At 64.8% G+C, this 13511-nt stretch carries 15 protein-coding genes; 5 read left to right on the top strand and 10 right to left on the bottom strand.

Annotated features, from left to right (window positions below):
• Window positions 1-56 precede the first annotated feature (56 nt).
• Window positions 57-671 (bottom strand): oligoribonuclease, encoded by a 615-nt coding sequence (orn, locus tag KAQ61_RS01515; protein ID WP_210930278.1) that lies wholly within the window; start codon window positions 669-671, stop codon window positions 57-59.
• Window positions 672-700: 29 nt separating this feature from the next.
• Between orn and KAQ61_RS01510 the strand changes: the two genes are divergently transcribed.
• Together KAQ61_RS01510 and rsgA are read left to right on the top strand one after the other, a co-directional pair.
• Entirely contained in the window at window positions 701-2023 is a 1323-nt protein-coding gene (locus KAQ61_RS01510) for a M48 family metallopeptidase (RefSeq protein ID WP_210930277.1), read from the top strand.
• Complete coding sequence (gene rsgA / locus KAQ61_RS01505; RefSeq protein ID WP_210930276.1) at window positions 2020-3000, top strand: ribosome small subunit-dependent GTPase A; 981 nt, start codon at window positions 2020-2022, stop codon at window positions 2998-3000. Before KAQ61_RS01510 ends, rsgA begins: the two co-directional genes overlap by 4 nt.
• A gap of 104 nt (window positions 3001-3104) precedes the next feature.
• Here rsgA and KAQ61_RS01500 read toward each other — a convergent pair whose 3' ends face one another.
• From KAQ61_RS01500 to rpsP, 6 genes are all read right to left on the bottom strand, one after another.
• Window positions 3105-4091 (bottom strand): CobD/CbiB family protein, encoded by a 987-nt coding sequence (locus KAQ61_RS01500; protein ID WP_043380335.1) that lies wholly within the window; start codon window positions 4089-4091, stop codon window positions 3105-3107.
• Between the two features lie 57 nt (window positions 4092-4148).
• Entirely contained in the window at window positions 4149-4862 is a 714-nt protein-coding gene (locus tag KAQ61_RS01495; protein ID WP_270151531.1) for a CoA pyrophosphatase, read from the bottom strand.
• A gap of 74 nt (window positions 4863-4936) precedes the next feature.
• Window positions 4937-5326 carry a 50S ribosomal protein L19 gene (gene rplS, locus KAQ61_RS01490; protein ID WP_042411516.1) on the bottom strand — a complete coding sequence of 130 codons (390 nt, stop codon included), beginning with the start codon at window positions 5324-5326 and terminating at the stop codon, window positions 4937-4939.
• Window positions 5327-5437: 111 nt separating this feature from the next.
• The gene (gene trmD / locus KAQ61_RS01485; protein ID WP_210930274.1) at window positions 5438-6202 is read right to left on the bottom strand and encodes a tRNA (guanosine(37)-N1)-methyltransferase TrmD; all 765 of its coding nucleotides are present in this window, start codon (window positions 6200-6202) and stop codon (window positions 5438-5440) included.
• Window positions 6203-6215: 13 nt separating this feature from the next.
• The gene (gene rimM, locus KAQ61_RS01480; protein ID WP_183301006.1) at window positions 6216-6785 is read right to left on the bottom strand and encodes a ribosome maturation factor RimM; all 570 of its coding nucleotides are present in this window, start codon (window positions 6783-6785) and stop codon (window positions 6216-6218) included.
• An 81-nt stretch (window positions 6786-6866) separates the two neighbouring features.
• Window positions 6867-7121 (bottom strand): 30S ribosomal protein S16, encoded by a 255-nt coding sequence (gene rpsP, locus KAQ61_RS01475; protein ID WP_042411519.1) that lies wholly within the window; start codon window positions 7119-7121, stop codon window positions 6867-6869.
• A gap of 126 nt (window positions 7122-7247) precedes the next feature.
• On the opposite strand from rpsP, the gene KAQ61_RS01470 reads away from it, so the two are divergent.
• A complete protein-coding gene (locus tag KAQ61_RS01470) occupies window positions 7248-7772 on the top strand; it encodes a GNAT family N-acetyltransferase (protein WP_210930273.1) in 525 nt (174 codons plus the stop codon).
• Window positions 7773-7779: 7 nt separating this feature from the next.
• Window positions 7780-8226 carry a TM2 domain-containing protein gene (locus KAQ61_RS01465; RefSeq protein ID WP_210930272.1) on the top strand — a complete coding sequence of 149 codons (447 nt, stop codon included), beginning with the start codon at window positions 7780-7782 and terminating at the stop codon, window positions 8224-8226.
• A 104-nt stretch (window positions 8227-8330) separates the two neighbouring features.
• Here the strand turns inward: KAQ61_RS01465 and KAQ61_RS01460 are convergent, their stop codons facing one another.
• The 3 genes from KAQ61_RS01460 to KAQ61_RS01450 all read right to left on the bottom strand — a co-directional run bounded on the left by KAQ61_RS01460 (window position 8331) and on the right by KAQ61_RS01450 (window position 11705).
• Window positions 8331-9341 carry an inorganic phosphate transporter gene (locus KAQ61_RS01460; protein WP_042411527.1) on the bottom strand — a complete coding sequence of 337 codons (1011 nt, stop codon included), beginning with the start codon at window positions 9339-9341 and terminating at the stop codon, window positions 8331-8333.
• Between the two features lie 25 nt (window positions 9342-9366).
• Window positions 9367-10014 (bottom strand): DUF47 domain-containing protein, encoded by a 648-nt coding sequence (locus KAQ61_RS01455; protein WP_042411531.1) that lies wholly within the window; start codon window positions 10012-10014, stop codon window positions 9367-9369.
• Between the two features lie 362 nt (window positions 10015-10376).
• Window positions 10377-11705, bottom strand: coding sequence for a replication-associated recombination protein A (locus KAQ61_RS01450; protein WP_244982958.1), 1329 nt, complete (start codon window positions 11703-11705; stop codon window positions 10377-10379).
• 337 nt (window positions 11706-12042) lie between these two features.
• On the opposite strand from KAQ61_RS01450, the gene brnQ reads away from it, so the two are divergent.
• Window positions 12043-13365 (top strand): branched-chain amino acid transport system II carrier protein, encoded by a 1323-nt coding sequence (brnQ, locus tag KAQ61_RS01445; protein WP_210930270.1) that lies wholly within the window; start codon window positions 12043-12045, stop codon window positions 13363-13365.
• Window positions 13366-13511 lie beyond the last annotated feature (146 nt).

Below are 13511 nucleotides of genomic sequence, written 5' to 3'. Positions count from 1 at the left end.
GCACGCCTGGCTTTTCTCTTCAAACCCCAGGGGCTTATCCCCTGGGATCGCATGCCTTATGGCGCGGGATCGGCCACCGCTTCCTCGGCCGGCACCGGGCTGAGGAAGTGCGCACGGTAGTGCTGCAGCTCGTCGATGGACTCCAGCACGTCGGCCAGGGCGGTGTGGCGCTGGGCTTTCTTGAAGCTGCTGACCACCTCGGGCTTCCAGCGCCGTGCCAGCTCCTTGAGCGTGCTGACATCGACGTTGCGGTAATGCACATATGCCTCCAGCTTGGGCATGTAGCGCGCCAGGAAGCGCCGGTCCTGGCCGATGCTGTTGCCGCACAACGGCACCTTGCCCTTGGGCACGTACTTGCTCAGAAAGGCAATCAGCTGCGCCTGTGCCTGCTCTTCCGTCACCTCCGAGGCCTTGACGCGCTCAATCAGGCCGCTGCGCCCGTGCGTGCCCTTGTTCCAGGCGTCCATGCCGTCCAGCAGGGCATCGCTCTGGTGGATGGCGAACACCGGACCTTCCACCCGCACATCGAGGTTGGCATTGGTGATCACCACCGCGATTTCGATGATGCGGTCGTGCTCGGGGTTCAGCCCCGTCATTTCGCAGTCCAGCCACACCAGGTTGAGGTCGGACTTGGGCAGCACAGGGGTTTCGGGGGAGGCGGCAAGAGACATCCGCAAATTGTCGCCTACACTCGCCGCCAATGCCGACACACAACGCCCTTTCCCCTTCGCTGCTGCTGACGCTGGCCTTCGCGCTGATGCTGGCCCTGCACCTGCTGGTGCAGATGTGGCTCAACACGCGCCAGGTGCGCCATGTGGCCCAGCACCGCAACCAGGTGCCGGCGGCATTCGCGCACCGGATCGCCCTGGCAGCACACCAGAAGGCCGCCGACTACACCCTGGCCAAGGCCCGTTTCGGCCTGGTGCACATGGCCTGGGGGGCCGTGGTCCTGCTGGGCTGGACCCTGCTGGGCGGCCTGGACGCGCTGCACGCCGGCCTGCTGCAGTTCATGGCACCCGGCCTGGGCCAGCAACTGGCGCTGCTGGCAGCCTTCGCCCTGATCTCCGGGGCCCTCGACCTGCCATTCGCGCTGTACCAGACCTTTGTGCTGGAAGCGCGCTTCGGCTTCAACAAAAGCACGCCGGCGCTGTGGCTGACCGACCTGTGCAAGTCCACCCTGCTGGCCGCCGCCATCGGCCTGCCGATCGCCTGGGCCATCCTGTGGTGCATGCAGGCCACGGGCAGCCTGTGGTGGCTGTGGGCCTGGGGCTTCTGGACCGCCTTCCAGTTGCTGCTGATGTGGGTCTTCCCCAGTTTCATCGCCCCGCTGTTCAACAAGTTTGAGCCCTTGACCGACGCCACCCTGCAGGCTCGCGTCACCCAGCTGATGCAGCGTTGCGGCTTTGCCGCCAAGGGCCTGTTCGTGATGGACGGCAGCCGCCGCTCGGCCCATGCCAACGCCTACTTCACCGGTTTTGGCACGTCCAAGCGCGTGGTGTTCTACGACACCCTGCTCCAGCAGTTGAATGCCGACGAGGTCGAAGCCGTGCTGGCGCACGAGCTGGGCCATTTCAAGCACCAGCACATCACCAAACGCATGCTGGGCATGTTCGCCGTCAGCCTGCTCGGCTTTGCCCTGCTGGGCTGGGTGTCGCAGCAGGCCTGGTTCTACGCCGGTCTGGGTGTGACGCCCAGCGTGACCCTGGCCTTCGGCCAGCCCACCGACCAGCCGGGCCTGGCCCTGCTGCTGTTCGTGCTGGCCCTGCCGGTGTTCACCTTCTGGCTGTCGCCCCTGGTGGCCCATTTTTCGCGCCGCGACGAATTCGAGGCCGATGCCTACGCCATGGCCCAGGCCGACGGCGGTGCACTGGCCAGCGCCCTGCTCAAGCTGTACCAGGACAACGCCTCGACCCTGACGCCCGACCCGGTGTATGCGCGCTATTACTACTCCCACCCACCGGCGGTGGAGCGCCTGGCACGCATGCCGGCACCTGCCACCCCCCACCCCGTGAGCGCCGCATGAGCCGCAAGCACAGCAAAGCCGCCGTCGCCTCGGCGGCCGCCTCCACCGAAGGCCTGGTTGTCGGCAGCCATGGCCGCCACTGCATCGTGGAAACCGAGGACGGCAGCCGCCGCATCTGCCACCCGCGCGGCAAGAAAAGCCAGGCCGTCGTCGGCGACCGCGTGCTGTGGCAGGCCCCGCCCCCCGGCCAGGGCGAAGAAGGCACGATCGAGAAAGTGCAGGAACGCAGCAACCTGCTGTACCGCCAAGACGAGATCCGCACCAAGATGTTTGCCGCCAACCTGGACCAGGTGCTGATCCTGATCGCGGCCGAGCCGGTGTTCTCCGAAAGCCAGCTGGCGCGCGCCCTGATCGCGGCCGAGGATGCCGGCATCCAGCCCATCATTGCGCTGAACAAGTTCGACCTGCCCGAAGCCTTTGCCCTGGCCTGGCAGCGCCTGGAGGCCTACCGCGCCCTGCAGCGCCCCGACGGCAGCCCGCACTACCCCGTCATCCCGCTGAACCTGACCAGCGACGACCCCGAGCAGAAAGAGGCCTTGATGGACCTGCTGGCCGGCAAGCGCACCTTCGTGCTCGGTCCTTCAGGCGTGGGCAAGAGCACGCTGATCAACCTGCTGGTGCCCGGCGCGCAGGCCGCCACCAACGAAATCTCGCGCGTGCTCAACACCGGCAAGCACACCACCACCACCACCACCTGGTACTGGATGGACGCCGCGCGCACCACGGCCCTGATCGACTCCCCCGGTTTCCAGGAATTTGGCCTGTACCACATCGCCCCCACCGACCTGCCGCGCTGCATGCCGGACATCGGCGCCCTGGCCGACCAGTGCAAGTTCTACAACTGCACCCACCTGCACGAGCCGGGCTGCGCCGTGATGGCCGAGGTCGCCAAGGAAGGCAGCCCGCACTGCATCCACCCCAACCGCTACCGCATCTACGCCGAGCTGTTCGACGAGCTGAGCCAGATGCGCTACTGAAGCGACAGCACACGCCCCACAAAAAACCGCCAGGCAATCCCTGGCGGTTTTTTGTGGAAAATTGGCCTCTAGCCCAGATGCAGCCTGCGCAGAGTGCTATCCAATCAGCCGATGAGGCGCGCCAGACTGAGCAACGCCAGCAGCAGCATCCACACCACCACGCTGCGCCAGACCAGGCCCACCACGGCGCGCAGGTGGCCCACATCGGCCTCGCGCCCCGGGGTCACACCCGGGTCCTGCCAGCCGTCCTCGTCGTCGTACACGGGCGCGGTCTGCAGTTCCTCGCGCATCTTCAGCGCGTTGCCACCCAGGCGCACGTTGATGGCCCCGGCGGTGGCCGCCAGAATCACGCCATCGTTGTCGTTGGGAAAGTGCTTGGTGTGAAAGCGCCAGCCATCGATCGCTTCCTCAAAGCTGCCCACCACGGCAAACCCCAGCGCCGTCATGCGCGCGGGCAGCCAGTCGATCACCGTCCATGCCTGCTTGGCCGATTGCTGCAGCCGCTCGCTCACCGGGGCGGCACCACCGATTGACTTGCGCGACCAGTAGCGCGACAGGTATTCCGCCATGCGGTAGAGCACGGCGCCCGCCGGCCCCAGCCCCAGGGCCGCCAGCAGCGCAAACCAGAACAGCACGCCGAACACGTGGCGGTGGGCGCAGATGACCGAGTATTCGATCACATGGCGCACCACTTCGCTGCGCGGGACCTCGGCCGCATCCACCTGGCGCCAGTCCGCCAGACCTTCGCGCGCCGCCTGCTCGTCGCCGCTTTCCAGCGCGTCGCGGATGCGGGTGAAATGGTGGCTGAACTGGCGAAAGCCCAGGGTGACGTACAGCACGGCCACATTCCACAGCATGGCCGCCGGCCAGCCGACCCAGCGCATCAGCAGCCAGTACACCCCGACGACCAGCAGCACAGGCGGCACCATGGCCAGCCCCCAGGCCACCCAGCCATGGTGTTCACGACCCGCATCGAAGTTACGACGCACCGACACCGACCAGGCCCGAACGCCAGCGTGCACCGGGTTGCCCCGTGACAGCGGACGGGCCTGCTCCAGCAAGAGAGCAAGCAAGATGGCAAAGAAACTCATGGGACGATGATAGCGGCAAGCCTTCGCCTTGCCACCCCCACGCCAGCACGGGCTGCCTCAAGCCACCATGAAACGGTAGAAGTTGCGCAGCATGCCCGCCGTGGCGCCCCAGATGTAGCGCTCGCGCCCGGCATCCAGGTACGGCATGGAAAACCATTCGCGCTCCAGGCCCTGCCAGTGCAGCCGGTGGCGCTGGTGGTGGGCCGGATCGAGCAAGAAGCGCAGCGGCACCTCGAACACATCCGCCACTTCGTAGGGGTTGGGATGCAGCGGTGCATCGGGCTGCACCAGGGCCACGACCGGGGTGACCATGAAGGCCGTGCCGGTCTCATAGACCGGCAGGCTGCCCAGCACCTCGACCTGCCCGGGGTCCAGACCGACTTCCTCCTGGGCCTCCCGCAGGGCCGTGGCCGTGGCATCGGCATCCTCCGGGTCCTGGCGCCCGCCGGGAAAGGCCACCTGCCCGGAATGCGTGGACAGCTGCTCCGTGCGCTGGGTCAGCAGCACCGTCAGCTCCTCGCGCAGCACCAGGGGCACCAGCACCGCCGCATGCGCCGGCGTGCGCGGGGCAAAGCGAGCCTCCTTGCGGACTTCGGGCTGCCACCGCGGCGGGTGGGCAAAGCGCGCACGCAAGGCCTGGGGGGTTTGACCGGCGGCGGGCACGGCCGGCAAATGGCTGTCGGTGCCGATGACCGGCACCTGGCGCGGATCGAAGTTGGGGATGCTGGCGGTCAGCGACGCTGGCTGCCGGGACGCGGGCGAGGGGGTCAACAAAGCTTCTCCACGGGCATAAAAAAAGCCGCCACAGCGAACTGTAGCGGCTTTTACCTGACAAGGCTGCGCGATTACTCGGCAGCTGCAACAGCAGTCTTGTTGACGCGTTGTGGCAGCTTTTCCTTGATACGTGCCGACTTGCCGCTGCGCTGACGCAGGTAGTACAGCTTGGCACGACGCACATCACCGCGGCGCTTGACTTCGATGCCAGCGATCAGGGGAGAGTAAGTCTGGAACGTACGCTCCACACCTTCGCCGCTGGAAATCTTGCGCACGATGAACGCGCTATTCAGGCCACGGTTACGCTTGGCGATCACCACGCCTTCGTAAGCCTGCACGCGCTTGCGGTTACCTTCCACCACGTTCACGGACACGATGACGGTATCACCAGGCGCGAAAGCAGGGATGGTCTTGTTCAGGCGAGCAATTTCTTCTTGCTCCAGAGTTTGGATCAGATTCATGATTCATCCATCTTGATCTTGTCCGCGCCAGAATTGGCAAGCGCCGGGATTGGTGCTATGGCTGCATTCAAACCGATGCAGCGGCCGGATAGAGGATCAAAGAACCAAGGATTATAGCTGGGACGCGTTTTTTGCCAAAAACCCTTCGTCCTTGGCATTCAACAAGCCCTGGGCGCGGGCCTGTGCGATCAGCTCCGGACGGTACTGCGCCGTGATGCGCAGGCGCTGGTCACGGCGCCAGCGCTCGATGTTGCCGTGGTGGCCCGACAGCAGCTCGGGTGGCACCGACTGGCCTTGCCAGACTTCGGGGCGGGTGTAATGCGGGCAGTCCAGCAGCCCGTCCAGCGCGGGGTTGAAGCTGTCCTGCTGGAAGCTACCTGCATCGTTGAGCACCCCGGGCTGCAGCCGCGTGACCGCATCCAGCAGTACCAGGGCCGCCAGCTCGCCGCCGGAGAGCACAAAATCCCCCAGGCTCAGCTGGTGGGTCACATGCTGGTCGATGAAGCGCTGGTCGATGCCCTCGTAGCGGCCACACAGCAAGATGGCGCCCTGGCTCTCGGCCCAGTCGGCCACCACCTCGTGCTTGAGGGTCTGACCGATCGGCGAGAACAGCACCACCGGCGCCGGCGCTCCGCCCTCGGTGCGCGCCGCGCGGATGGCCTCCAGGCACAGCTGCAGCGGCTCGGCCATCATCACCATGCCGGGCCCCCCGCCGAACGGGCGATCGTCCACGCGGCGGTAGTTGCCCTGGGCATAGTCGCGCGGGTTCCACAGATGCACCGCCACCTGCCCGGAGGCATAGGCACGGCGCGTTACTCCGCTTTCCAGGAAAGGGGCGAACAGCTCGGGGAACAGGGTGATGATGTCGAAACGCATGCGTGCCAAGGGCTCAGTAGTCGGGCTGCCAGTCCGCGATGATGGTTTTGGCGGCCACATCCACCTTGTCGATGTAGGCATCGACAAAAGGAATCATGCGCTCGCGCTCCTTGCCACCTTCTTCGTAGGCCAGCACCAGCGTGGTCTGGGGCCCGGTGGCCAGCAAATCCTTGACCACGCCCAGCGCCACGCCTTCACGGTTGCTGACTTGCAGGCCCATCAGATCGACCCAGTAGTACTCGCCGTCCTCGGCCTGGGGGAAATGCTCGCGCGCCACGAAGATGCGGGCACCGCGCAAGGCCTCGGCCGCATTGCGGTCCAGCACGGCGGGCGAGGTGGCCACGATGGTGTCCGAGTGCGGGCGCACCTGCTTGACCGGCAGCAGCACCGTGCCCGTGAAATGCTTGGCGCCTTTTTCGGCCGGCAGCAAGAACCACTGCTTGGCGGCGAACAGGGCTTCAGGATCCGCACTGTAGGCAATGACCTTGAACCAACCCTTCACACCCCACGCATCGGCAATGCGGCCAATTTCCACCGCATCGTCCGGCAGTGCGGTGGGTTCCAGTTCAGGCATGTGGCTCATGACAATCTTCAAAAGACGAAAAAAGAAAAAACGGGTTCCGTCAGACTAGCCAACGGAACCCGTTTTCAATGGGGGTGCTGATTAGGCAGCAGCCTTGGCGGCAGCTTGCTTGAGCAGGCGTTCGACGGTGTCGGAAGCCTGGGCGCCAACGCCCTTCCAGTAGGTCACGCGGTCCAGCGCAATGCGCAGACCTTCTTCAGCGCCACGGGCGGTGGGGTTGTAGAAACCCACGCGCTCGATGAAAGCGCCATCGCGACGAACGCGCTTGTCGGTCACGACGATGTTGAAGAAAGGACGTGCCTTGGAGCCGCCGCGGGAGAGTCGAATAACGACCATGATTTATCCTTCGGGTGGTCGCAGCAAATTTGCTGCAAGAGTTTTTCACGGCGTTTGAGACACGCGACATGGCCACCCGGCCAGCGACACGCCGAAAACGCAAGATTATATAGGGTTCTGATTTTTATGCCTAACGTCCGCTCCAGCCAACCCCTGGATGTGCCCGCCATCACGGCGATTTACCGCCACCACGTGCTGCACGGCACTGGCACCTTCGAGATCGAGCCGCCCACTTTGGCCGACATGACGACCCGCCGCCAGGACGTGCTGAACAAGCAGCTGCCCTGGCTGGTGGCCGAAGGTGAGGACGGCAGCATCCTGGGCTATGCCTATGCCAACTGGTTCAAGCCGCGCCCGGCCTACCGGTTCTCGGCCGAGGATTCCATCTACGTGTCGGATCAGGCCCGCGGCCAGGGCATTGGCCGCTTGCTGCTGGATGCGCTGTGCCGGGAGTGCGAAGCCGTCGGCGTGCGCAAGCTGATCGCCGTGATCGGAGACAGCACGAATGCCGGCTCGGTGGGGGTGCACCGCGCCGCAGGCTTTGCGCATGTGGGCACGCTCAGCGCCGTGGGCTGGAAGTTCGACCGCTGGCTGGATGTGGTGATGATGGAGAAGTCCCTAGGTGCCGGCGCCAGCACCTCACCCGAATAATGGGGGCATGAAGAACAAGACCGTTGCAGCGTGGTTGGCATTCGTCGGAGGCCCCCTGGGGCTGCACCGGTTTTATCTGCATGGGATGGGCGACACCCTGGGCTGGGCCCTGCCCATTCCCACGGCGCTGGGGCTGTATGGCATCCAGCGCGTGCAGCAGTTCGGCCAGGATGACCAGCTCAGCTGGGCGCTGATTCCGCTGCTGGGCTTCACCATCGCCGCCTGCGCCCTGGTGGCCATCCTCTACGGTCTGCGCCACCCGCAGCAATGGAACGCACGCTTCAACCCGCAGGCCAGCGCCGATGCGCCGGCCGGCCTGACCAACTGGTTCACGATTGCCGCCATCGCGGCCGCCCTGATGGTGGGGGCGGCGGTGCTGATGGCCACCCTGGCCTACAGCTTCCAACACTACTTCGAATACCAGATCGAGGAAGCGCGCAAGATTTCCCAATGAGGACTTGGCTGCTTCCAACAACGTAGCAGCTTGCGCAGAAAGAAAAAGGACTTCAGAGTCATTCCACTCTGAAGTCCTTTTTGCATCAGCGCCAGGCGCTCTTTTTAATAGAGCTGCAGGCTGACCCAGTAGGCCACGGCCGCCACGAAGGCGCTGGCGGGGATGGTCAGAATCCAGGCCCAGACGATGTTGCCGGCCACGCCCCAACGCACCGCGCTCATGCGCTGGGTGGAGCCCACGCCGACGATGGCGCCGGTGATGGTGTGGGTGGTGGAGACAGGCACGCCCAGGAAGGTGGCGAAGAACAGCGTCATCGCGCCCCCGGATTCGGCACAGAAGCCGCCCACGGGCTTGAGCTTGGTGATCTTCTGGCCCATGGTCTTCACGATGCGCCAGCCACCGAACATGGTGCCCAGGCCGATCGCCGCATAGCAGCTGACGATCACCCAGATGGGCGGGCTGGATTCGGTGCTCGACATATAGCCCGTGCCCAGCAGCAGCAGCCAGATGATGCCGATGGTCTTTTGCGCATCGTTGCCACCGTGGCCCAGCGAATAGGCGCCGGCCGACACCAGCTGCAGGCGGCGGAACCACTTGTCCACCTTGCTGGGGCGCGTGCGGCGGCAGATCCAGGCGACGATCACCATCATCAGCGAGCCGAACAGGAAGCCCAACAGCGGCGATATGAAGATGAAGGCCAGGGTCTTGAGGATGCCGCTGGCAATCAGCGGACCGGTGCCGGCCTTGGCCACCACAGCGCCGACGATGCCGCCGATCAGCGCGTGCGAGGAGCTGGAGGGGATGCCGTAGTACCAGGTGATCAGGTTCCAGACGATGGCGCCGGCCAGGGCGCCGAAGACCACGTGGGTGTCCACGATCTCCGGATTCACGATGCCCTTGCCCACCGTGGCGGCCACGCTGAGGTGGAACACGAAGATCGCCACAAAGTTGAAGAAGGCGGCAAACACCACGGCCTGCGTGGGTTTGAGCACGCCGGTGGAGACGACGGTTGCGATCGAATTCGCCGCATCATGAAAGCCATTCATGAAGTCGAAGATCAGCGCCATCGCCACCAGCAGGATGACCACCCACAGGGCGGCTTGTACGGTTTCCATGGTCAGGATTCCCCGTGCTGGTCGATCAGGAGTTTTCGAGGACGATGCCCTCGATGGTGTTGGCGACGTCCTCGCACTTGTCGGTGATGGTTTCCATCAGCTCGTACACACCCTTGAGCTTGATCAGTTCGCGCACGTCCTGCTCTTCGCGGAACAGCTTGCTCATCGCGGCGCGCAGCACGCGGTCGGCATCGGATTCCAGGCGGTCGATTTCCTGGCAGGTCTTCAGGGCAGCCTCGGCCACCGACTGGTCGGCGATCTGGTTGAGCAGCTTGACGGCATCGCGCACGCGCTCGCAGCACTTGAGGCTCAGGTCGGCCAGGCGCGTCATCTCTTCGGTCATCTGGCGGATGTCGTACAGCGCCATGGCTTCGGCCGAGTCCTGGATCAGGTCCACCACGTCGTCCATGGTGTTGATCAGGCCGTGGATGTGCTCACGGTCCAGGGGGGTGATGAAGGTCTGGTGCAGGGTCTTGGTGACTTCGTGGGTCACACGGTCGGCGGCACGCTCGGCGTTGTCGACATCGCTGTTGTACTTCTCACGCAGGTGCGTATCGTTGTAGTTGGCCACCATCTGCGAGAACGCACGTGCGGCTTCCACGATGCGCTCGGCATGTTGGTTGAACATTTCGAAAAAATTGCCTTCGCGGGGCAAGAGCTTGCCAAACAGCATGAACGCTCCTTCAAGAGTTATGTATAGCGTTGGAAACTAGAAAGCCTACGCGTGGCAAACACGTAGGCTGCTGGATCTGTGGAAATGCGCGCAGCGCGCCATTCCTGTCGTTCCGGCGGGGCGACGCAGATGTCGCCGTTCCGGGTTGTGGCACCGGCCAAGGCGGCTGGTTGCCGCGCATTGTCCATGACAAAACAGTGAATATTTAATTAAATTTTTATGACAAATGTGTGACGAAGCATGAAACAACAAAAAAGAACGCAAGCGCACACTCATTGATCAAATTCGAAAAAAATTGAACATTTTGCCGCCGCAGCGAGGGCATGTCTGCCGCACCGCGGTGGCGCGATGCAGGCGGACCCTCACGGCTTGCGCTGCTGCTCTGCGGCCTCGTTGAGCTGGCGCAGTTGCGCCAATTTTTCACCGATCTTGATCTCCAGGCCGCGCGGCACGGGTTGGTAGAAGTGGGGATTGTCCAGCCCCTCGGGAAAGTAATCCTCCCCGGCCGCAAAACCACCTTCCTCGTCGTGGGCGTAGCGGTAGCCCTTGCCCCAATCCATGTCCTTCATCATCTTGGTCGGGGCATTGCGCAGGTGCATGGGCACGGGCCGCGTGCTGTCGGCTTTGACCAGGGCCTTCATCTGGTTGTAGGCCTGGTAGCCAGCATTGCTCTTGGGCGCCACGGCCAGGTAGAGCACGGCCTGGGCCAGCGCCAGCTCGCCTTCGGGGCTGCCCAGGCGTTCATAGGTTTGCGCCGCCTCGTTGGTGATCTGCATGGCACGCGGGTCGGCCAGGCCGATGTCCTCCCAGGCCATGCGGATCAGGCGCCGCGCCATGTAGCGCGGATCGGCGCCGCCATCGAGCATGCGCACCAGCCAGTACAGCGCGGCATCGGGGTCCGAGCCGCGCACCGATTTGTGCAACGCGCTGATGGTGTCGTAGAACTGCTCGCCGCCCTTGTCGTAGCGGCGCATGCGCTCGCCCAGCACCTGCAGCAGCCAGGCGTCGGTGATGCTGCCCACCTGGGCCTGCTCGGCCGTGATGGCCAGGGTCTCCAGCGTGTTCAGCAGGCGCCGTGCATCGCCGTCGGCATAGGCAATCAACCGATCCAGCGCTTCATCTTCCATAGCTGGCACCGCTTGCAGCGCCTGGGCTTTTGCCACAATTTGCTTCAAGTCGTCGGCCGTCAGGCTTTGCAGCACATAGACCGCCGCGCGCGACAGCAGGGCCGAGTTGACCTCGAAGGACGGGTTTTCCGTCGTGGCCCCGATGAAGGTGAACAGGCCGCTTTCCACGTGCGGCAGGAAGGCGTCCTGCTGGCTTTTGTTGAAGCGGTGCACCTCGTCCACGAACACGATGGTGCGCTGCGGCATCAGGCCGCTGCGCGCCAGCTCGGCCCGCTCCACGGCTTCGCGGATGTCCTTGACCCCGCCCAGCACGGCGCTGATGGCGATGAACTGCGCATCGAAGGCATCGGCCATCAGGCGGGCGATGGTGGTCTTGCCCACGCCGGGCGGGCCCCACAGGATGCAGCTGTGCGGGCGGCCCGACTCGAAGGCCAGCCGCAGCGGCATACCCGCGCCCAACACCTGCTGCTGGCCCACGACCTCCGCCAGGCTGCGGGGGCGCAAACGCTCGGGCAGGGGGACATGCAGGGCCGAATCCCCCGCGCCGGATGTGACCTTGGACAAATCAGCTGCGCCTTTCAGGGTTGTTTTGGAATTCGCCATATAACAGAACTTTATATGCGGCAAAATAGGTAAATCAGCGGATCACTACCCGTCATGCGCGATGCTTACCTGCGTTACCCATGATGGCTGTAGCCCGTGGACCGAAGCCACAAGCTTAATCGGCACGGAAACCCCTCGCCATTTGCTGCCCCTGCGACCCTCGGCCGGCAAGGCACCCTGCTCCTGTCGGCGCCGACATCCGGCCCACAGCGTACGCGCACGGAATCCGCATTCGTCGCTCTGCAACGCGGCTCGCACGCACGGCTGTGCTGCGGCCCTCTGGTTTTAGGTTTTCCCCATGACAACACTCAAGACGCGGGACATTCTTGCCCTCGGCTTCATGACTTTTGCGCTCTTCCTGGGCGCAGGCAACATCATTTTCCCGCCCAGCGTGGGCCTGGCCGCGGGTGAATTCCAATGGTCCGCCGCCCTGGGCTTTTTGCTGACCGGCGTGGGCCTGCCCCTGCTGGGCGTGGTTGCGCTGGCGCGCGTCGGCGGGGGGCTGGACACACTGACCAGCCCCATCGGCAAGCTGGCCGGCACCCTGATGGGCCTGTCCATCTACCTGACGATCGGCCCCTTCTTTGCCACGCCGCGCACGGCCACCGTGTCGTTCGAGGTGGGCATGGCCCCGTTCACCGGCAATACGCCCGAGGCGCTGCTGATGTTCACCATCGGCTACTTCGCGCTGGTGATGGTGCTGTCGCTGTTCCCCGGCAAGCTGATGGACAACATCGGCAAGATCATCACCCCGGCGCTGATCGTGGTGCTGTCCATTCTGGGCATCGCCGCTTTCGTGGCCCCGGCCGGTGACATCGTGACCACGCCTGCGCCCGACTACGCCTCGGCCGGCCAGGCCCTGGCCCAGGGCTTCCTGCAGGGCTACCAGACCATGGACGCGCTGGCCTCCCTGGTCTTCGGCATCATCATCGTGGCAGCCATCAAGGCCGCCGGCGTGACCGACACCCGGCTGCACACGCGCTACACCATCCTGGCGGGCCTGATCGCCGCCACCGGCCTGGGCCTAGTCTATGTGTCCCTGGTCTACCTGGGCGGCATGAGCGGCTCGGTGGTGGAAGCCGGCGCCAGCGGCGTGAAGATCCTGAACACCTACGTGGACAACACCTTCGGCACTGCTGGCAGCTTCCTGCTGGCCGCCGTGATCCTGCTGGCCTGCCTGACCACGGGAGTGGGCCTGGTCAGCTCCTGCTCGGCCTATTTCAGCGAACTGCTGGGCATGAAATACCGCACCGTGGTGATCGTCATGTCGGTCTTCAGCGCCGCCGTGGCCAACCAGGGGCTGGAGCAGCTGATCACAGTGGCCGTTCCCGTGCTGGTCGCCATCTACCCGGTGGCCATGGCGCTGATCGCACTGGGCCTGATGTCCAAGCTGTTCCAGCACCAGGCGCGTGTGTTCATCCCCGTGATGACCATGGCCTTGCTGTTCGGCATCGTGGACGCCCTCAAGGCCATGGGCTTTGGCAGCATCGTGCCCGCTGCGCTGGACAGCCTGCCCGGCAGCGCACTGGGTCTGGGCTGGCTGCTGCCCGTGGCGGCCACCCTGGCCCTCAGCGCCGTGCTGGACCGCATGCGCCCCGCACCCGCAGCCACCACCGCCTGATCCGGCTGACGCCACAAAAAAAGCCCCGCAGCCACAAGCTGCGGGGCTTTTTGCATGGCGCGCTCACACAAACAGAGCGGCTGGCGCGCACTGCGCCTGCGTTTCAAGCCACAAACATGCTGAAACTCAGAACCCATGCGCGCGAG

This window comes from Comamonas aquatica (assembly GCF_018064205.1).
GTDB classification, from domain to species: Bacteria; Pseudomonadota; Gammaproteobacteria; order Burkholderiales; family Burkholderiaceae_C; genus Comamonas; species Comamonas aquatica.
This window is presented reverse-complemented; position numbering and strand designations above follow the sequence as displayed.